22 protein-coding genes are annotated in these 18,354 nt (G+C 48.8%); 9 read left to right on the forward strand and 13 right to left on the reverse strand.

The window, feature by feature from the left end; all coding sequences use genetic code 11:
• Window positions 1–220: 220 nt before the first annotated feature.
• The 9 genes from LDK53_RS16965 to LDK53_RS17005 all read right to left on the reverse strand — a co-directional run bounded on the left by LDK53_RS16965 (window position 221) and on the right by LDK53_RS17005 (window position 6,649).
• Window positions 221–580, reverse strand: coding sequence for a hypothetical protein (locus LDK53_RS16965; RefSeq protein WP_225287649.1), 360 nt, complete (start codon window positions 578–580; stop codon window positions 221–223).
• 544 nt (window positions 581–1,124) lie between these two features.
• The gene (locus LDK53_RS16970) at window positions 1,125–1,493 is read right to left on the reverse strand and encodes a TA system toxin CbtA family protein (protein ID WP_075287526.1); all 369 of its coding nucleotides are present in this window, start codon (window positions 1,491–1,493) and stop codon (window positions 1,125–1,127) included.
• Between the two features lie 34 nt (window positions 1,494–1,527).
• Window positions 1,528–1,878 carry a type IV toxin-antitoxin system YeeU family antitoxin gene (locus LDK53_RS16975; protein WP_004129347.1) on the reverse strand — a complete coding sequence of 117 codons (351 nt, stop codon included), beginning with the start codon at window positions 1,876–1,878 and terminating at the stop codon, window positions 1,528–1,530.
• Between the two features lie 20 nt (window positions 1,879–1,898).
• Window positions 1,899–2,120: a DUF987 domain-containing protein gene (locus tag LDK53_RS16980; protein ID WP_004129348.1), complete on the reverse strand. Its 222-nt coding sequence runs from the start codon at window positions 2,118–2,120 to the stop codon at window positions 1,899–1,901.
• A gap of 15 nt (window positions 2,121–2,135) precedes the next feature.
• Complete coding sequence (gene radC, locus LDK53_RS16985; RefSeq protein WP_004129349.1) at window positions 2,136–2,609, reverse strand: RadC family protein; 474 nt, start codon at window positions 2,607–2,609, stop codon at window positions 2,136–2,138.
• Window positions 2,610–2,679: 70 nt separating this feature from the next.
• Window positions 2,680–3,501: a DUF932 domain-containing protein gene (locus tag LDK53_RS16990; protein ID WP_181851901.1), complete on the reverse strand. Its 822-nt coding sequence runs from the start codon at window positions 3,499–3,501 to the stop codon at window positions 2,680–2,682.
• A 95-nt stretch (window positions 3,502–3,596) separates the two neighbouring features.
• Window positions 3,597–4,274: a hypothetical protein gene (locus LDK53_RS16995; RefSeq protein WP_050870310.1), complete on the reverse strand. Its 678-nt coding sequence runs from the start codon at window positions 4,272–4,274 to the stop codon at window positions 3,597–3,599.
• Between the two features lie 285 nt (window positions 4,275–4,559).
• On the reverse strand, window positions 4,560–5,453 hold the full coding sequence (locus tag LDK53_RS17000) for a GTPase family protein (RefSeq protein ID WP_050870308.1): 894 nt from the start codon (window positions 5,451–5,453) through the stop codon (window positions 4,560–4,562).
• A 98-nt stretch (window positions 5,454–5,551) separates the two neighbouring features.
• Window positions 5,552–6,649, reverse strand: a complete 1,098-nt coding sequence (locus LDK53_RS17005; protein ID WP_114268979.1) for a hypothetical protein — start codon at window positions 6,647–6,649, stop codon at window positions 5,552–5,554.
• A gap of 453 nt (window positions 6,650–7,102) precedes the next feature.
• Here LDK53_RS17005 and LDK53_RS17010 point away from each other — a divergent pair, with 453 nt between their 5' ends.
• The 5 genes from LDK53_RS17010 (at window position 7,103) to LDK53_RS17030 (ending at window position 9,641) form a co-directional block, all read left to right on the forward strand.
• Complete coding sequence (locus tag LDK53_RS17010) at window positions 7,103–7,342, forward strand: helix-turn-helix transcriptional regulator (protein ID WP_050870304.1); 240 nt, start codon at window positions 7,103–7,105, stop codon at window positions 7,340–7,342.
• Between the two features lie 310 nt (window positions 7,343–7,652).
• The gene (locus tag LDK53_RS17015) at window positions 7,653–8,231 is read left to right on the forward strand and encodes an inovirus-type Gp2 protein (RefSeq protein WP_050870302.1); all 579 of its coding nucleotides are present in this window, start codon (window positions 7,653–7,655) and stop codon (window positions 8,229–8,231) included.
• 204 nt (window positions 8,232–8,435) lie between these two features.
• Window positions 8,436–8,741 (forward strand): hypothetical protein, encoded by a 306-nt coding sequence (locus tag LDK53_RS17020; RefSeq protein WP_050870300.1) that lies wholly within the window; start codon window positions 8,436–8,438, stop codon window positions 8,739–8,741.
• Window positions 8,742–8,750: 9 nt separating this feature from the next.
• Window positions 8,751–8,972, forward strand: coding sequence for a hypothetical protein (locus LDK53_RS17025; protein WP_050870299.1), 222 nt, complete (start codon window positions 8,751–8,753; stop codon window positions 8,970–8,972).
• A gap of 96 nt (window positions 8,973–9,068) precedes the next feature.
• Window positions 9,069–9,641: an inovirus-type Gp2 protein gene (locus LDK53_RS17030; RefSeq protein WP_050870298.1), complete on the forward strand. Its 573-nt coding sequence runs from the start codon at window positions 9,069–9,071 to the stop codon at window positions 9,639–9,641.
• 229 nt (window positions 9,642–9,870) lie between these two features.
• Here the strand turns inward: LDK53_RS17030 and LDK53_RS17035 are convergent, their stop codons facing one another.
• Entirely contained in the window at window positions 9,871–10,938 is a 1,068-nt protein-coding gene (locus LDK53_RS17035; RefSeq protein ID WP_225287650.1) for a LysR family transcriptional regulator, read from the reverse strand.
• A gap of 19 nt (window positions 10,939–10,957) precedes the next feature.
• On the opposite strand from LDK53_RS17035, the gene LDK53_RS17040 reads away from it, so the two are divergent.
• The 4 genes from LDK53_RS17040 (at window position 10,958) to LDK53_RS17055 (ending at window position 15,106) form a co-directional block, all read left to right on the forward strand.
• Window positions 10,958–12,082: a metallophosphoesterase gene (locus LDK53_RS17040; RefSeq protein WP_050870296.1), complete on the forward strand. Its 1,125-nt coding sequence runs from the start codon at window positions 10,958–10,960 to the stop codon at window positions 12,080–12,082.
• A 215-nt stretch (window positions 12,083–12,297) separates the two neighbouring features.
• Entirely contained in the window at window positions 12,298–13,506 is a 1,209-nt protein-coding gene (locus LDK53_RS17045; protein ID WP_050870294.1) for an MFS transporter, read from the forward strand.
• Window positions 13,496–14,335, forward strand: a complete 840-nt coding sequence (locus tag LDK53_RS17050) for an SDR family NAD(P)-dependent oxidoreductase (protein ID WP_050870292.1) — start codon at window positions 13,496–13,498, stop codon at window positions 14,333–14,335. The genes LDK53_RS17045 and LDK53_RS17050 overlap by 11 nt, the downstream gene beginning before the upstream one ends.
• 66 nt (window positions 14,336–14,401) lie before the next feature.
• On the forward strand, window positions 14,402–15,106 hold the full coding sequence (locus LDK53_RS17055; protein ID WP_050870291.1) for a dienelactone hydrolase family protein: 705 nt from the start codon (window positions 14,402–14,404) through the stop codon (window positions 15,104–15,106).
• Between the two features lie 19 nt (window positions 15,107–15,125).
• Here LDK53_RS17055 and LDK53_RS17060 read toward each other — a convergent pair whose 3' ends face one another.
• The 3 genes from LDK53_RS17060 to LDK53_RS17070 all read right to left on the reverse strand — a co-directional run bounded on the left by LDK53_RS17060 (window position 15,126) and on the right by LDK53_RS17070 (window position 18,227).
• Entirely contained in the window at window positions 15,126–15,929 is an 804-nt protein-coding gene (locus tag LDK53_RS17060) for an SDR family NAD(P)-dependent oxidoreductase (RefSeq protein WP_050870289.1), read from the reverse strand.
• Window positions 15,930–15,995: 66 nt separating this feature from the next.
• A complete protein-coding gene (locus LDK53_RS17065) occupies window positions 15,996–16,880 on the reverse strand; it encodes an NAD-dependent epimerase/dehydratase family protein (RefSeq protein WP_050870287.1) in 885 nt (294 codons plus the stop codon).
• A 261-nt stretch (window positions 16,881–17,141) separates the two neighbouring features.
• Window positions 17,142–18,227 (reverse strand): hypothetical protein, encoded by a 1,086-nt coding sequence (locus LDK53_RS17070; RefSeq protein ID WP_050870285.1) that lies wholly within the window; start codon window positions 18,225–18,227, stop codon window positions 17,142–17,144.
• Window positions 18,228–18,354 lie beyond the last annotated feature (127 nt).

Raw genomic sequence — 18,354 nt, forward strand, 5'->3', positions numbered from 1 at the left:
CCAGCACCAGCACCAGCACCAGCACCAGCACCAGCACCAGCACCAGCAGAATTTTGTTTAGCCTGCGATGCGTCAACATCCACTTTATCGCCTGAAATAACAATTTCACCGCGGGCTATCCTGCCATAAACAGTTTGCCGGCTGACGCCCATATGCCTGGCGTAGGCTGATTTACTTAATAGCATCGTGATGTTTCCCTCCGGGCAGAAAAAAGCCGCCCTCAGGCGGCCTGCTTCTCTTCTGAATGTGTCTGCCGCTGGCTGCCTTTGAGCATCGCGCTGACATGTTCGCTTAACTGATCAAGTCCGGTCATACGGGGCAGAACTTCTGATGGATCGTCGTTCTTCCCGTAAACGAGATTGTTATACCAGGTACGGACAGCTGTAATTTGTGCGACGTCTTTCCTTACCGCGTCGACCAGATCGGCAACCGCGCTAATCACCTGCCCGTTCTCTGATGCGATACGGGAGAAGCCGAGACGTTTTAGCTGTTCCGTATAGAGTCCCGAACACACAGCATGCGCCCTTAGTAAGGCGTCCGCCAGCTCCTGATGCTTTCCACTGTGCATCGACAGCAGCATTTTTTCCTGGCTGCGGTGATCCAGCCTTGCGAATGTTTGCGGCCTGTTCGCTTACACGATATTTGAGTCGTTAGTATTCTCAACCATTAGGTTTATTCAGGAGATACAGACCTCCACCATTAGCCAGATCGTAGGCTTCTCTTTAGGTTTGGCGGCATCCACCTGCTGGGCGTCTAGTTTCACTTGAGGGAACCATCTTTATAGCGAACAGCAAATATCCTCATAAGTCCCTCCAGCGACCGTAGATTTCAGGGAACTTTAGTAGACGTAGAAATACTAAATGGGCTGTAAAGCGCAGATTATAAGAGGTTTCAGCGATCTTTAGTTGACTTGGGGAGACGTTAGAATGGTGCGATAATAGGAACATAACACACCACATACAACCATTGATAAACATACATATTTTCTTGTTTCATCTTTATAAATGCCCCCTTTTGTGCCCCCGCCTTGGTTTTCATACGACTCGATGAGCCTTTCATCGAGTCGTTAATCTCACCAATTTCTTCACAGACCGTGCAAACCTTCTCAGCTCTTTAAGCCCCCCTCACTGACGCGATCGGCTAAGAACAATATTACTTACTTCCCGATAAGAACAACTGTTCATTAATCCGCATGCTTTCCTGGCATGAAGGATATCTGTCACGGTCAAATATGGCACTTGTCCCTGTGAGCTAAATCCTCTGCGATCGATACGGATCAATTCGTACTTCTCCACCAGAAAATTAACGGCATCGACAAGCGTGATACCAGCTTCGATATGTCTTTTAATAACAGCCTCATCGCTGAACGGCGTGTCATTTAAGGTCAGGCCATAGTGCTGCTCAAGTAGTCGAGCAAGCAGCATTTGCCAGACAACCACGGGTGATAAGCATGTCTGAACAGCCCGCTGGTTTATTGCAGGTAAAGTATTCATGAGTTGTTCTCGTAAAAGTGAGCTCTAAAGTTAATTAGCGTTGAGTAGGATAAATGGAGATATAGACGTGACCACAGGAACCCAGCGTATCAGCTTCACAGGTCAACCCCTTTGCATAGAGGGTGACGCTATGCTGGTGTCGGGGATTCAGTTCGCCGCTGGTAAGCATGAGCTCCGCCTGCTTCAGCAGAACAGGAAATGCCTGGTCAAGATGGAGCAAATCCGCTTTATTGAACTGACCTGTTATGCTGGCGCGGTCAGACAGGTAATGTAGGCGGTTACCTTCCTGGACCAGACGTGCACCAAAACAAGGAATGACATTACGATTCAGCCCCCACCAGGGCTCAGCTGTATCATCATTCACAGTGAGTGTCTTACTCGACATCTGAAGCTCCTTTAATAAGGTTAATTGAGAGTGACGCTGCGCAGAGAGACATACGGTCCGTTCCGGTCCTTGCGTCGCTCGGCAAAGACAGCCAGAACACCCTTGATATCCGGAACTTCACGACCGTAGTAATGGCAGACGCTCCCGGACCAGCAATATTTCCCGGTACAGAATTGAAACAATCGGGATTCAGGATGCAGACGATAAATTGCCATCGCCTGACGCTTACTGATGATTTTCATTAGCCCTTCCTCTTCTTATAGCCATCCATGCTCAGCAAACGACAACGCTTCACCATCACCAATGATGAAATGATCCAGTAGCCGGACATCGACCAGCCCCAGAGCCTCTATAATCCTGGACGTAATGGCTCTATCAGCTTTACTGGCATCGGTAATGCCAGATGGGTGGTTATGGGAGATGATTACCGCAGCTGCATTATGACGCAGTGCAGATTTCACAATTTCGCGAGGATGAATTTCGGTATGGTTAATCGTACCGAGGAAGAGTGTTTCATGCTCCAGCAGACGATGTTGATTATCGAGATAGATAACAACAAAGACTTCGCGCTCCTGCTTTGCCAAATAGAGCTGTAACCAGTTTTTCGCGAAACTAGCGGCAAGGAACGACTCACTGGGCTGCCGCTGATATTTCTCCAGTAATCGCAGGGCACGACGGATGGTACGTTGTTCATTCATCGGGAAGACCGAAGGTAACATCAGTTCGGACATGGCGGCTCCTTAAAAGAAATAGCCCCGTAACAACCAGCTACAGGGCTATAAACAAACACGGAGATATCGTTCATGAGGCGAGATACAGCATATTTTCTGCCATCACCCACAGAGCTCGATTCAGCTTCACATCACCATCAATACCTTTAATTGCACGTGTATGTGAGCGTCCTCCTTTTGCATTGTGACCGTTCAAACCACCTTTTATTAGGTTCTCCTGAATACGCTGATAAGTTGTCCAGAGATCTCCGGACTCATCCTGCCAGCGACGAGGGGCCAATAGCTGTGATTCCGTCACGGGCTGATGCTCCTCGCCAAAGCGATATGTCAGTGCAGCTTTTGCCAATGCCTGTTGTGCTGGTGGCGGAAGCATTAGTGACTGCATGGCGTCGCGTTTTTCCTCCACCCTGTCAAACACCCCAAGCACCTCGTAAGCCCCTTCGATAACCTTTTCCACCACGTTGCCCTTATGGGGCACTCGCACCTCTCCAAAGCTCTCGCCGCAAATCAGTCCGTTCTGACAGACCGCTCGGAACAGTCCCGGCAGCATCTGGTAGGAACTAGAACCGTCATGGCTGTTAAGCAGGATAATTTCCGGCACCTGTTTACCGGTAATCTGCCCTTCGCGGCGCAGACGTAGCATATGTTTGGTGTGTTCCCGCTTGTCGGGGTTACGCACACGGGTCTGGCAGGCAAAGAACGGCTGAAAACCTTCGCGCTGCAGGTTATCCAACAGAGTGATGGTCGGGATGCAGGTATAGCGCTCGCTGCGCGATTCATGCTTTTCCTCACTGAACACGCTGGGAACATAGTGAGCAAGTTCATCACGGGTTAAGGGACGGTCACGGCGAACAAGGTTCACCGCACCAAAGCGGGATGCTAGTCGCATAATTCACTCCTTTGTGTGTTTATCGGTATAAAAAGAAAAGGCCATGCTCCCGAAGGAACATGGCCTTTAACATTAAAAATGGCGTGGCGGATAAGACGTTATTGCCCCATGTATTCAACCCTAGCACCGGTGGCCTTACCATCAGCACCAACGGTCACCACCACCTTATCGTAGGTACGATACCCGGCATTGTAGACCTCATAAACCACAGTATTTCCCTCCACTTTGTAGCTGCCAAAATCAGCGGCCTCAGCCGTGTCACGGTCATACTCTTTCGTGTACGCTTCTTTGGCCGCTTTCATGACTGAGCCTTTGTTAATCTCCGGCGCTCGACTACCGGCACTGGCAGCAAGGCCAGATACGTATTTCGGGCAGACCGTCATCATGTCCCCGCGGGTGAATGTCAGTTGCGCACCAAAGACCTGAAGGGTCGATGTTTCCTGACCTGCAATCGAAGCAATTGCCTTTCTGGCGGCTGTAGGTGCCTGCCCACCTTCAACCTCAACAGCCTTAAATCCTGTTTGCTGGTTGCACAACTGAGATGTGGGTACCAGATTGCCGTTTACACTGATGCGACTCCCCATCAGCTCCTGCGGGCCATTGGGGCAGCCCTGCAACTGACCAAAGATGCCAATGGTGTTGTTTTTCAGCATCACCAGTACCTGACCATTATCGGTCAGCGTCTGGCACCAGCCGTTTTTCACAGCCCAGTTACCCGCCTGAGCAGAAACCGAAATGGCTGACAAAACAAGTGCAATCACGGTCTGAATTTTCATATGTCACCTTATTAATGAATCAGAAGCGGCAACGGAGGACGCGGTACACAGAACCTGATGCACCTTTGTATCCGGACCATCAAGTCAACGTCCCTGTCCGTCGTGCTCATGAACACTTTTGAGAAAGAAATATCCCTTTGCTTTGATAGGTAAAAGCGATCAATAGGGGGCTAATACATCGACATTTTAATAGATAAAAACGATCGATATTTGATTATCGATCGTTTTTACAGATCAATATACTGTTTTTTGAATGTGGTAATTGAGAGGGTAAAGCGGCGGATTTCAGCCAAATATTCGGTCCCATAATGCCGTGGTAAGTTGCACTAACTTCTGTCGGATACTCCTTAACAGAGCAGTCCAGACAGAAGGCAGGTGGTCAGGATTAATCACCGTGTCAAAAGCCTTACCCGCAGCCTCACCGAACTGCTGCCGTACAGCGGCGTCAGTGTCCGGGGTCTGATGCTCTGGTTTCAGCTGGCAATACACGGCACTGCTGGCCTGTACGGGCAAGGCATGCACAATCAACTCCACCAGGGCGGGCAGGTTATAGCCGGTATGTGCAGAGACAGCCATGACCGGGAAAGAGGACGGCAACTGACCGGCAACCTGCGCACTGACTGCAGCCAGTGAAAGGCATTGCTCAGAAGAAGGTGATGCCTGCCAGGGCTCACCATCCCTGAGGGGTGGAATGCGGTCGGCCTGAGTCAGTACAAACAGGAAACGTGAAGGGTCGGCACCGGCTTCCATCAGTGCCCTGTATACCGTGATATCCGTTGCCCTGGCACGGTCATCGGCACGCAGTACCCAGATAATCAAATCCAGCTCTACCAGCAACGCCTTATAGAGCGCCAGATATTCCTCGTCGTATTCCGGTGTCTCGCCCACCCCAGGCAAATCCACCAGTGTCATGCTGCGCTCACCAACGGTGAGTAACAGACGCTGGGGTTCCCGGGTGCAGCCTAGCAAATTACTGGTCAGACAGACGGGTTGCTGAAAAAGCGCGTTGCATAATGAACTCTTGCCCGCACCACTTTTGCCCATGATGCCTATAACGGGTTCATAGTTAATCGCCTCCTTGAGGCGGGACAGAATACGTTCAGTAGCTTGCCGGGGTAAGAGATTGAGACAGGTACGCACCGCATCACTGGTATCCTGCGGATCGGGGATTTGAGGCATGATTTACTCCTGTGAAAAAACTATGCCGGGAAATTTTTCTCCCGGCGACTCACATGAGTAATGTAGGCGTTATATTTTTTGGAGTTATCGTTACCTATTTAGGATGGATTTTTGTAATCAAAAAGCTTGCTTTTATATCTTAGATACTCATCATGAATAAGTTTTTCAATAACTTTAATCTCTTTTTTATCAAGTGCCACTGCTAACTCAGATAATTCCTTGCTGGCTTTGGCAGAGATTGTCAAATCATTTTTTCCAGACCTTCTTTTTCGTTGCTTAAAGGAATCCCTCATATTTTTTAGAAGTGCATCTTTGTCATCCAGAAATTTTCTATAATTTCCCACATCCAATTTATTCGGGATGGCCCAGCAATCAATCGCGCCCATTACACCAATATATCGCTCATTAAGATCTGCTGGTTTGAACCATGACAGAACATTTCTTTTTATATCCTTTTTCTTTGACAAATATGACCACGCCCACTCAATGGCTTCGTTATCATTTTTCTTTAACCATTTGGGGCTTTGAACCTGACTATTAAAAACAAGCCAGATACCACGAATATAATCGAATGTTTTCTTACTTTGTTCTGGACTGAGGGAACAAGAAAGTTCATTCATGAAGGTAATAATCACCCGGCTTCTTTCAGCTGAACTAGTTGGATTACCAGGGAGTCTGAAAAAAGAGTATAAGTTTTCCTCTTTTCGATCCCATTCCGGAATTAACCCCGTAGTGTTTTCAGGTAAACAAAGCTCCCGCGCAGAGGCTTTTCGTATATACGCCCAAAACCAAAAAATAGCACGTGAATTAACCGCCCCCTTCAACCACTTTAAATCGACGTCTTGTAGACATGAAGAATCTCCACCATGAAGACTTTTACTTTTAACATTGCGTTTTTCCCCAGCCTGTATATTTTGCATCAAACGCTTAATAGCTTCATCAGCCCCAGTGGCGTTTTTGCTGCTTTCAGATATCGGATTGCCTGAGGCCGTTTCTCCTGTCCTGTCTTCAATATCACAATCCTCGGCTGCCTGCGCAGACTCGTCTTCTGGCAAAGAATCGACACTAAATTTGCTCTCAGGACTGGTAAAGCGGTTCCCTCCCTCATAAGGAGATTCTTCTTGCCTTGCTAATTCTTCAGCGCCCAGTTTACCAATCCTTTTTAGATAATAATTCTCATTATCGCTATCACTCACCGTTACCTCCTGTAGTAAAATCCACCATAAATTGTACTTACAATGAATCGATTATGAAGTAAACAAGTTTTTATTTTGAATGAAAATAGCTCGAAAATTGTAAGTTTTTTGTAAGAGTAAAATCGACGAAAACCTCTTAAAAAGGGATTTTCAGCGGTTTGCCAGGTAAAAATGATCATTCATAAAACTTGTACAGCATACAGAAATTTGTGGCAGGCATTCACTATGTTCTACATTGTCACATGCTCCGCGAACGTAGCTCACGGCAGTTCTGTTCTTATTATCAGACGTTACAGAGCTGGACACGTTGTGTCCTGACAGCACGACTAGCTGGTGAGAACCCGCTGATGTAATTTTCTACTCCTCAGCTGATGGTATGAGAAGGATGCCCGTTACTCCATCGATGGCAACAGGCCCTCTCCCGAACTCACACTAAATTGCGGGAGCATTACCATGACAAACAAAACTCATCCGATATCATCCAGCACCCAGACAACCACATCTTTACTGAATGATCAGCTCGTTGATATGACGTTCATCACTGGCTATACAAACATGACCGATAAATGGTTCTACCGATTAATTTCAGAAAATGCGTTCCCTGCACCAATTAAACTGGGTCGCAGTTCACGCTGGCTAAAAAGCGAAGTGGAAAAATGGGTGCTGGAAAGAATACAAGCATCCCGAGGTTAGAATCTTTAATATTGGTGTTTAACACAGGAAGGTTACGTAATTTAATATAGGTTTTTTAATATAATTACAGGCACTATCATCCCTTCGTACATTAACAGATATCACTAAGCATTTTAACATTACCACCATTTACTTTTCGAGACCCGTTCAAACATCCTCGTAAACTATATTGCAGTAACCACCATACCCTTTTAAAAGTGATAATTGTTTTATATGTCAGCTTAATATCTTTCAAAAGCAAGAATGCCTATAAAATTTTACTACCTTAGTGCTTGCACTGACCTCTCTCATCATCAGCAGTGGAATAATCATGCTCAAAAATTCAGATAGAAATTTTAATGAAGACTGGTTCCTGGCTTCAGTTCTCAATGCACACATCGATGAAATGATAAACAGATACTCATGCCTTTTGGCATTACGGATGGATTTTTTCTACAAAAAGAAAAGTGCCAGGTATTCACACTTAAATCACCAAACACTTGAACATGACTTGCGTGTATTAATGGAGAAAATGACAAAAGAGAAAGGTGTGGTGGGCTATTTCTGGGTTGTCGAATGGACTGAACGACATAGATACCATGCGCATGTCGTATTCTGGCTGGACAGACAAAAAACACAGAGGCCTTATCCTTTTGCCATTAAAGCGAGCAAGCTGTGGAATGAAATAACTCGTTGGGAAGGAGGGGCATATAGATGTCAATACCAGCCGCAATATCCGGTAAATATAGACGTTCCTGTTCGGTATAACGATCCAGCCAGCATTTTGAATATTCGCCATGTCCTGAGCTATCTGGCTAAGGAAGAACAAAAGGACGGTTTGTGTGCGTACGGCTGTAATGACGTTCCTCCACGCTCAGCGGCAGGGCGTCCACGTAAGGCTGGCCCCTGATCCTACGGCTACGCAACTGGCTCTGCATCCTGTACAAACACCGGTAGTACGGCGACAAATAATGTCCTCGCGGACATGACTGGACCTGCCGCTGGAACTCTGACGTTCCGACCTGTAGTGAATCAACAATTCCACTACTCCATTTACAACCGGCAGCTCTCCTGCCGGGTATTTCTAATACCTGTCAAACAAGGAAAATCAAAAATGAAACAGCCAGAGAACACGATCGCGGTAAAAGTGGCGGAATACCGTTTATACATCACCCGACTAAGGGTCTGCCAGGATAGCTTGTCTGGATGTTGCAGTGATGCCGAGCGGCGTGGCTGGCGCTTGAGAGCCCTTGAGCAGTTAAGTAAAGCCTCACTGCTCTACTGCCAACGGGCAAGTTCTGCCGATACCTGCAAGTTTCAACAGGCCTGTGAAGGTCTCCAGCAACACATCAGCAGAGTTTTACCAGAAGGCCAGTGGTGCGGTGATTTGCCTGCATCCCCTGCCCAGGCAAAATTTTGAGGTATCTGTATGGAACAACAATCGACTAAATGCGCGGTCGATGAATGGGGAAATCTGGTCAATGCCGAAGATTTTCGCTTTCCCTCATTCTGGAAACTGTACTGCTTCCACTGCAAGAGTCCGGTAGTGCTGGTTCTTGCTCCGAACGGGCAGGTATCGCATTTTCTGCATGATAAAACCTTTATGGCATCAGCCGATTTCATGGCATGCCCGAACGTGGAATGTTCCTAACCGCAGTAACCCGCGCCAAAAGCAGAAAACGACTTATTCAGCGACAACTTCCCCTTTTGCGCACGCCCCTTATTTCCATTATTGAAAGAGAAACTGATGAACAATTGCGCTGAAAGTGAAGCGTTAAAGACGAACTCTGATGATAACAATGTCATGCTTATTCGTAGAGTTTTGCAGCAGGCGACGGATCATTACCCACGACTGGTTGCGCTGGGGTTTACCCTACAGTATGGGAATAGCCACTCCTGCGACAACGTACAACAAGGTAAAGCTTTGTTGCTACGTTTTCACGCGGAATTCTATTGCAGAATTGGCGATTATTCAAAGATACGTATTGAAGCGGGTAAGCCGTCACAGCCTACTCTTCTTCGCTGGCTGTGGGAGGCTGAAAGTACCTCGTCATGTCGGATGATGATGCTATTCAATTATGGTGTCTGTAGTCTTCCCCGATATGATTTTTCTGCATCAGATGGAATTCAGGAAATCATCTCGTTGCTGGTGGCTGCATGGCGTGAAGTAGAACCTGAGGGGGAGTTAAAGGAAATAATGGTCCATCAGGTAGAGAGAACGAAGACAGCCGCTTTCGATAAACGTTATGCTGAGTTACGAGATGCGGCATTGCAAATGGCCTCACCTGTTGCTTTTGCCAAGAGTTTTCCGACAACATAGTCATTGCCACCCATTACTGCTAGCATCGCAATTCAATCCCTTCTGTATCAATACTTTTCCTGTCTGACTTTAAAGATCACTTGCTGAGTGATTCAGATGCCTTTTAACGTCCGCTTCAGCACCAAACAGACGGTTGCAGTCCAAGAAGTGGGAAGCCTCGCCTGACAGGGCGGGGAGCAGTAACTTATGGATGTTTCATAAGCTGGCATCGTCAGAACAGCACGCTGAATTAAATTTCTTTATCAGTTTCAATCCCCTCTTTTAGCACCTCAATCAGCTCTTTCAGACCCTGTGGAACTTGCCGGTGGCCGGGATAGTAAATATACATAGGGTCCTCAATTGGGGCCCATTCCGGGAGCACGATCCTCAGGCTGCCGTCACGAATGTGGTCGCGGACCCTGTCTTCAAGACAGTAGGCGATTCCGGCGCCGGATAGCGCCAGCTCAATTGCCAGTGCAGTTTCACTCACACATATCTGGCCTCTGACATCAACTACGCGATAATCCTCGCCCTTACGGAACTCCCATTTGTAGATTACCCCCTGGCCGGTGCGCAGCTGAATACAGTCATTGAAGCGCAGGTCCTCAGGTACGGCGGGAAGCGTATGTTGATAAAGATAGCGTGGTGAAGCTACCGCTACCCACCGAAGCTCTCCGCCCAGTCGGACGGCAACGAGATCTTCAGGTACGGTACCGCCAAAGCGGATCCCGGCGTCGAACCCCTCCTGTACGATATCGACCATCCTGTCATCAACGCTGATTTCAATTTCCACTTCAGGGTATTTGCTGATAAAACGTGGAAGATGTCGCGCCATAATAAGGCGGGCACCGTCACTCAGTACATTAAGTCTGAGTTTTCCTACGGGCCGGTCGCGCATTCGGTTTATTTCCTCAAGCGCGCCGCCAATTTCTTTAAATCCTGCTTCAAGACGTAGTGCCAGGCTCGCGCCCGCTTCGGTCGGAGAGACCGTGCGACTTGTTCTATTCAGCAATCTGACCCCCAGGCGCGTCTCGAGTTTGCGTATAGTATGGCTCAGCGCAGAAGTAGTTATCCCGAGCTCTATGGCAGCTTTGGTAAAGCTGCGCCTTTTCTCGGTAATAAGAAATGCATTGAGTTCAGCAAGATCGCTTCGGGTGAGCGGGGTAGAAAGTCTGGTGGGCATAGAGTTGAACCGTTGATTAAAATTCAATGCAATGTTAAAGGGCATTGCACAGATTCGTGCCAGAAGGATGGTAAGTTTAGATTCATTCAACAAATCTCTGCAACCCGATTCCACAGCAGATACAAGAGTTATCATTCCTCCAGGAGAATTGAGCTTGTTTCATATCTGGACCCTTCTTCCAGCGCTTTACGTGCTGTTCCGGTTTATCAGGCCGCTATCCGCCCCACCTTCGGCAAAAATTGTCACCGCAAGCATAATGCTTGTCGCCTCTGAGTTTCATCTGATTACAAAATTATTTACCGGAAATATGTTTTCTCCGGAGATACCAAAACCGCTGTTGCTGCTTACCACCTGGCTTTTCGGCATGACCGTATTCATGGCTGCTCTTCTGGTATTGCGTGACATCTATGGGATTGTGCACCGGCTGGTATCAGGACACCGGCTGAAATGGCATTCGGCTTTCTGGTTTATCCTGCCTGTTCTGGCGGCAATGCTGACAACGCTGGCCCTGAAAAATGGGACAGCGGTTCCTGAAGTAAAAAAGACAGACGTCGCGCTCAGGGGATTACCCCCCCGTTTTGAAGGTTACCGGATAGTTCAGCTGACGGACTTACACGCCAGCAGACTGCTGCCAAGAAGCTGGATACAGGATGTTGTTAATCTAACCCTCGAGCTGGATGCGGATATGGTTGTGGTTACCGGAGATATGATTGATGGCTGGCCTGATGCACGTTTCTCCGACATTGAACCGCTTGGCCAGCTACGGGCGCGGGACGGCGTTTTTGCCGTAACGGGCAATCATGAGTATTACTTCGACGCTGAAAACTGGATCCAGACCTTTGAAAAACTGGGCCTGCATTTTCTTAATAATGCAGGATACCGTGTAAAGCGTGACGGCGACTCGCTGTATCTGGCTGGCGTGACGGATGCCGTTGCGCCATTATACGGACTACCGGGGCCTGACCTGGCGCAGGCTCTGAAGTCTTCCCGCCCGGGTGAAACCATAATCCTTCTTGACCACAGGCCTGAGAATGCTGGCCTGGCTGCAGAAAGAGGAGTAAGCCTTCAGCTCTCCGGACATACTCATGGCGGTATGATCGCCGGGCTGGACAAACTGATCGCACTGGCCAATAACGGTTTTGTTTCCGGTCTCTATAAACAAGGCTCTCTGAACCTTTACGTCAGCAACGGTTCCGGCATATGGAACGGCTTTCCTTTCCGGCTGGGAAAGCCTGCCGAAATAACGTTGATCACTCTTCACAATGAAAATGACCAATGAATCATTGAATAATAGTCAACGTTGCTGGCGATAACATTCATCAATAACCAAAATTAAGCGTTTATAGTTTACTTCATTTCAATATACCACTGCCTGTTGCCGTTCATTACAGACGTCGTGACCCATAAAGCTGTACATAGCTGAGAGCCGTTGCCCTAGGGCACCGGTTCTTCTTTTTTGCATCCGGCAGGTGAATCGATTGGGAGTTAAACTCTATGTCCGAACAAACGCTTTCAGAACAGCGTGAACGTATTCGTCCCCCTATGGGTCTTTTTCCCGCCATGCTTGCACTGGGCGCGGGCGGATTGTGCATCGGCACGGGCGAGTTTGCGCCGATGAGCCTTCTGCCGGACCTGGCCCAGGGTACCGGCGTTTCCATCCCTGCCGCAGGAGGCTACATCAGCGCTTATGCGGCGGGCGTGGTGGTCGGAGCCCCGGCCATCGCGGTGCTTGGAGCCCGGCTGGCCCGTAAAACTCTGCTGCTGATACTGTTAATTATTGCGCTTGCAGGTTATGCCCTGAGCGCGGTAGCTTCGGGATATAACGCCATGCTGGCAGCACGCTTCATTTCCGGTATGCCTCACGGTGCCTGGTACGGCGTATCCGCGCTTGTGGCGGCCTCAATGGTATCACCGCAGCATAAAGCCCGGTACATCGGTTACGTTATGCTGGGACTTGCCGTCGCGAACGTTGCCGGCGTTCCGCTTGTCACATGGGCAGGCCAGGCGCTGGGCTGGAAAATGTCATTCTGGATGGTAACCACGGGTCTGGTGCTGACGGCCATACTGGTTCTGCTTTTTGTTCCATCCGTCGCTGCAGACAGGTCCGCTTCCCCCCTGAAGGAGCTTGGCGCACTGAAGAGTCCCCGGATACTGATGACGTTTGCCGTCGCTTCAGTCAGCTTTGCCGGCATGTTCGCCGTATACAGCTTTATTACCCCGGCGCTGACGGAAGCTGCCGGTTTTTCAGCCTCATCCGTGCCGTGGATCCTGGTGCTCTGGGGAGCCGGCATGGTTGCCGGCAACATTATCGGGGGCAGGCTGGCAGACATTGCGCTGATCCCATCGATATTTGGCATTATCGTCTGGAATATCGTCTTTCTGGGGCTGTTTTCCCTTACGGGAACGCTGCAGATCCCGGTTCTCATCGTGCTGTTTATGCTGGGGTGCGGTTTTTCCCTCGTGCCGGCACTTCAGGCACATATGATGAACATTGCCGGTGACGCACAGACTCTCGCCTCCTCCCTGACCCACAGCGCGTTTAATATTTCCAATGCGCTTGGCGCAGCTGCAGGCGGTTTCGTTATTGCTTCGGGTGGAAGCTGGATCTCTACGGGATGGGTAGGGGCGACTTTTTCCCTGTTAGCGCTTCTTCTTATGTTCATATCGGTACGCATTACTGACGGGAGTAATCATGAACGATAAAGTCATCAGTGCAGGTAACGTTGCCGTAATAACCGGTGCGGCGAAAGGTATTGGCGCCGCGGCGGCAAGGGAGCTGGCACAAAAGGGCATGAAGCTGTGTCTTTTTGACCGCAATAGTCAGGCGCTCGAACAGCTGGCCGGCGAACTGGAGGCTGAAACGCTTCTGATCACTGGCGACATCACCCGTGATGAAGATCAGAAACAGCTCAGGGACACCGTTTACAGTGTCTGGGGAAAAGTAAATCTGCTGTTTAATAATGCCGGCGTAAAAATAGCCGCTGGCGCCTGTGATTCCCCCACTCTCTGGCGACAGCAGATGGAGGTAAACCTGCTGTCCATGGTTGCCACACAGCATATTTTTCTGCCTGAAATGTTAAAAATGGATGAGAAGGGTGCGATTGTTAACCTGGGCTCGAAGGAGGGTATTACGACCCCGCCCGGGTTTGCAGCCTATAACGCCTCCAAGGCAGCCGTAAAGGTGCTGACAGAACAGCTGTCTCATCAGCTTCTTAAGGAAACCGGTACCCGGCTCACCGCTCATCTTCTGGTGCCGGGCTATACCTGGACCGACATGAACGATCCCGGCATGGATGAACGCAGCGGTAACAAGCCCGATGAAGCGTGGACCGCCGCGCAGGTTATCGATTATTTCCTCCCGCGCTTTGAGCGCGGGGATTTCTATATCATCTGCCCTGATAACGCCGTTACCAGCGAAATGGATGCCCGGCGCATCATGTGGGCCGCCCAGGATATGCTGGACAACCGCCCGGCTCTGTCGCGCTGGCACCCTGAATGGAAGGCGGCTTTTGAACGCTGGATGAATAGCTGATATGTCGCCGGCAGCCTGCACAGTGGCGGGTTGCCGGGATAGCAGAAACTTACTGAGGCCAGAGCGATGCCGCTTACTGAAGAATTTATTCACTACCGGGCAGTGGAAAAAACCTTTAGGGGTGTACTAATTCGCAATTCCAGGAATGCAACGCTTCCCGGTATTCTTCTCGCCCCGAATATGATGGGTACCGCAGCATCAAGCATTGAACATGCGCGCACCATTGCAAAAAAAGGCTACGTTGTGCTCGTTGCCGATATGTACGGCCATCTGCCCGACTCGGCAGAGGAGGCAGCTAAGTGTATGCATTCTATTAAGGACTCGCCGGCCGAGCGGCTCATACTCAACGCAGCGCTGGCTCGACTGGCTGAGCTCCGGTTCGTAAATGCGGAAAAGCTCGCTGCAGTAGGGTTCTGTTATGGCGGGCATTGCGTTCTCGAACTGGCGCGCAGCGGAGCGCCTCTGGCTCTCACGGCATGTTTTCACGGTACGCTTGATACGCGTATCCCCGCGGAGAAAGGGAATATCATGGGCAAGATCGCTGTATTAAACGGGGCCAGCGATCCTTTTGTAACAACAGAGCAGATACAAGCTTTCGCCGGCGAAATGGCATCCTGCGGATGTGATTTTCAGCTGACGAGCTATGCCGGCGCGGTTCATTCTTATACCTACCCCAGGGCCGATGTTCCGGGCAAAACGTATTACGACGAGGCCGTCAGCAACCATGCTTTTGGTGTTGTATTTACCCTGCTGAAGGAGGCGCTGGGCTGATGCCCTGCGCCGTGCTGATTTACTTTTTCATGGCAGAATCGGGTTCAGAAATGATGCGGTGACGCTGAGCCTTGTGTGACTCACTCATCATTCTGTTCATCACCTCGCCTTCATACTCGGCATATTCACTGCCGTAGACAAATTCATGTCCTGTCATCAGGGCATACCAAGCACGTTTTGCCACTTCTTTTGGATCATCCTTTTTCATGGATCCTACTGTCGTGTCTGCCTGTCCTGCATTTTTGAAGAAATTGGTTTCCGTTGCCCCGGGCATCAGAAGCGTCATCGATAAACCGCTTCCCATCAGCTCGTTACGTATGGCGTAAAAGAAGGAATTGACGAAAGCCTTCGACGCCCCGTAAACCGCTTCGAAAGGTATTGGCGCCGAGCCGGAGAGCGAGGAGGTGATAAGAACGTGTCCATTGCCCTTTTCAACGAGCCGGGGAATAAATATTTTAGAAAGATGGACCACAGCATCAACGTTAAGCCGTATTAGCCTGAGCTCTTTATCAAGATCGGTACCACCATTAAAGGCGCCGCCGAGGCCCTGGCCAGCGTTGATGACCAGCGCACTGAGGTTTAAACCGGCCGTATCCATTCTGGCCTGCAGGTCAGTTATCTGGTCATATTCACTCAGGTCAGCACTGAAGGCGTGGACGTTAACTGAAAAGTGTTTTTGCAGATGTTCCCGGGCAACCGATAGTTTTTTTTCATCCCTCGCCACGATGGCAAGATCGTATCCGTTAGCCGCAAACTCTTCAGCAAGCGCCAGGCCGATACCGTTACTCGCACCAGTTATGAGTGCCAGTTTTTTCTCATTCATACGATTCTCCAGTTGAGCGGACTGACCGACCTTCTACAGGCCGGTAGCAAAGAAAGGAAGTAACCATCAGACGCTGTCGGTCCAGCGGTATGCCGGGCGGTAACCCAGGACTCGCATTGCCTTTTCACTGCTCAGCACGGATTCATTACCCACAAATTTTTTACGTTGTTCAACATCGGGATAGTAGCGATCGAGGAGTTCCTGTGTAGGGGTTCGCATGCAGGTGATGTCGCTGGTAATAAAGAACTCATCTTTACCTCTGACCTCATATTCGAGTGCTTTCTCAATAGCGTGGGCAACGTCCCGTACGTCAACATAGGCCCACATGTTCCATAGCCTGACGGTCGGGTCATCCTGCCAGCTTTCGAACTGTGCATATTCCTCCGGTGCCATAACGTTAGAAAGCCGCAGACAGGTAATCCGCATATCAGCGTTGTTAAGACAGAACTGACGGGCCATTTCTTCACCCAGCACTTTAGTCAGCGCATAAATGCTGAGCCCCCGGGCCGGGTAGTTTTCATCAACAGGAACATATGGGGCATTCCATTGATCGTAAGGAACGCCGGTAGGAACCTCGCTTGATGACCAGACAATATTTTTAATTCCCAGACGTCGTGATGCTTCAAAAACGTTGAACGTAGAAAGCATATTATTTCTGAATTCGTCAGAATCCGGGATCATACGAGGATGCGGAATACTGGCGAGGTGAACAACGGCATCAAAGGCTGCCTGCTCGGGTCGTGAGTAAACGTCTTCTCCTACGGAGGAAAGCGCGTCGATTGTTGCACCAAAATCCTCTAGATCTGCAATCATCGCAGGATGGGCAACAGTTAGCGGATCTTTTTTATCTATGAGGAACAGGTCATAACCCGCTTTCTCGAGCCGCTCTACAGTTACCCTGCCAATTTTTCCTGAAGCACCGGTAATGGCTATACGTTTTTTAACTGACATACTTCGTCCTTATGGTTGAGGTGCAAATCAACCTTAAGTTTTGACGACATAAAAACGATATGCGATGAGCCTGGCTAAACACTACGGTTACTTTAATTCATCAATTAAAATTGTTTTGCAGAACAGGCGTGATCCACAAATTGGCAAAGTTGTTTGCTATTAGGGCTCTGGAAATGAATGACCGCAGATCGCTCACAGCGGATCTTCAGTTCAGCCAACTCGTTCGCTTAATGCCAACAGCGAACTCGCTGAAATCAGTGCTTACTGACCGAATTCAGATTGCACAAATTTTAATGTCTGCTCATGCCGCAATTTACAGACGATATTTTGGTTCGCGAAGATGCCAGAAAATGTTTTCGCCTGTTCTCTCGGAAGAGACTTGATCCAACGAACACCAACAACCCATTCGGAAAGCTCTTCATTGTCAGAGTTTGCGTTTGGGTGTTCCGCTTTCAATCCTGCGGAGAGTAGAGGAACATTCGAATCAGTCATGAAATCGCGAATCATAACTGCTGGTTTGGTCACTTCCCCAAAGCCGACGTAACCGCATCCCTTCATGTAAGCATAAATTTTGTCACCAACTGCAAGACGATTAAGTGCAGATGAATACACCTTCCCTTGACCTGCACCAATAAAGCCAAATTGTCTGTTATCGTCCCAAGTTCGATACTCGCATTCGCCCACATTCACGAACCAACTACCAGTCCATTCATCTTGATTAGAAGCAATTGTTCTTTGCTTAACTTCTTTTCGTTCAATATAATCTTTAGCCTCCGGCAACGGAATAATTGTTTCCGGCTTGATAAATAGCTCACCATCAGAATCGATAAATGGAGCGATCCGAGTGCATTGAATATCTATGCCATATTCTCGCAACCATAATACTGCGGAGATAACTTCAGAGTTAAACTCTTTTGAGGCCAAAATAATATGCTGTTTCGCATTAAGTAACTCAATGTCAGCATCAATAAATTCCTCAATTTTTTTAGTCGCATCAAATTCAGTCTTGTTTAAATAGGACGCGTATAGCTTAAAAATCTCACCAGGCAAGAGACTTGAGCAATACGATGCATACTTTATTGCCTGCCATTCAACGGACGAACCAGAATCATCCCGTTTCAACTCAACCACAACAAGTGCTGCCGATTTATTTACGCAAAGCAAATCAAGGCGCTTACCAGAGGCAAGGATGACCTCTTTGCCAATGACAAGTAGTTCCTCACCTAAAATAGTCGGGCTTTTTTCGATCCATTCCTGAATATCGAAACGTTCCTTCAGCCCAAGTTCCGAGAAGTTTGTTGGTTTCAGTTTGATTAGTGTCTTATTTATTATATCTACACGAAACATTGGCTCTATCTCCTTTCAAATGTTTCCTACACATGAATATGCCATATTCAGCGGGATGCCTACACTACTATGCCATAAAAGATAGTACGCAACTTCCGCTCCTCGCTCCCAGCGGACCTTCAGCTTC

The sequence above is a fragment of the Enterobacter sp. K16B genome, from assembly GCF_020216105.1.
GTDB classification, from domain to species: domain Bacteria; phylum Pseudomonadota; class Gammaproteobacteria; order Enterobacterales; family Enterobacteriaceae; genus Enterobacter; species Enterobacter sichuanensis.

Coding starts and splice junctions, on each gene's coding strand:
- LDK53_RS16995 (WP_050870310.1), bottom strand. CDS start 4,274: ATGAAAATTCAGACCGTGATTGCACTTGTTTTGTCAGCCATTTCGGTT.
- LDK53_RS17030 (WP_050870298.1), top strand. CDS start 9,069: ATGAACAATTGCGCTGAAAGTGAAGCGTTAAAGACGAACTCTGATGAT.
- LDK53_RS16975 (WP_004129347.1), bottom strand. CDS start 1,878: ATGTCGAGTAAGACACTCACTGTGAATGATGATACAGCTGAGCCCTGG.
- LDK53_RS17045 (WP_050870294.1), top strand. CDS start 12,298: ATGTCCGAACAAACGCTTTCAGAACAGCGTGAACGTATTCGTCCCCCT.
- LDK53_RS17065 (WP_050870287.1), bottom strand. CDS start 16,880: ATGTCAGTTAAAAAACGTATAGCCATTACCGGTGCTTCAGGAAAAATT.
- LDK53_RS17035 (WP_225287650.1), bottom strand. CDS start 10,938: ATGATAACTCTTGTATCTGCTGTGGAATCGGGTTGCAGAGATTTGTTG.
- LDK53_RS16965 (WP_225287649.1), bottom strand. CDS start 580: ATGCTGCTGTCGATGCACAGTGGAAAGCATCAGGAGCTGGCGGACGCC.
- LDK53_RS17070 (WP_050870285.1), bottom strand. CDS start 18,227: ATGTTTCGTGTAGATATAATAAATAAGACACTAATCAAACTGAAACCA.
- LDK53_RS17025 (WP_050870299.1), top strand. CDS start 8,751: ATGGAACAACAATCGACTAAATGCGCGGTCGATGAATGGGGAAATCTG.
- LDK53_RS17000 (WP_050870308.1), bottom strand. CDS start 5,453: ATGCCTCAAATCCCCGATCCGCAGGATACCAGTGATGCGGTGCGTACC.
- LDK53_RS16970 (WP_075287526.1), bottom strand. CDS start 1,493: ATGAATACTTTACCTGCAATAAACCAGCGGGCTGTTCAGACATGCTTA.
- LDK53_RS17050 (WP_050870292.1), top strand. CDS start 13,496: ATGAACGATAAAGTCATCAGTGCAGGTAACGTTGCCGTAATAACCGGT.
- LDK53_RS17060 (WP_050870289.1), bottom strand. CDS start 15,929: ATGAATGAGAAAAAACTGGCACTCATAACTGGTGCGAGTAACGGTATC.
- LDK53_RS17015 (WP_050870302.1), top strand. CDS start 7,653: ATGCTCAAAAATTCAGATAGAAATTTTAATGAAGACTGGTTCCTGGCT.
- LDK53_RS17020 (WP_050870300.1), top strand. CDS start 8,436: ATGAAACAGCCAGAGAACACGATCGCGGTAAAAGTGGCGGAATACCGT.
- LDK53_RS17055 (WP_050870291.1), top strand. CDS start 14,402: ATGCCGCTTACTGAAGAATTTATTCACTACCGGGCAGTGGAAAAAACC.
- LDK53_RS17010 (WP_050870304.1), top strand. CDS start 7,103: ATGACAAACAAAACTCATCCGATATCATCCAGCACCCAGACAACCACA.
- LDK53_RS16980 (WP_004129348.1), bottom strand. CDS start 2,120: ATGAAAATCATCAGTAAGCGTCAGGCGATGGCAATTTATCGTCTGCAT.
- radC (WP_004129349.1), bottom strand. CDS start 2,609: ATGTCCGAACTGATGTTACCTTCGGTCTTCCCGATGAATGAACAACGT.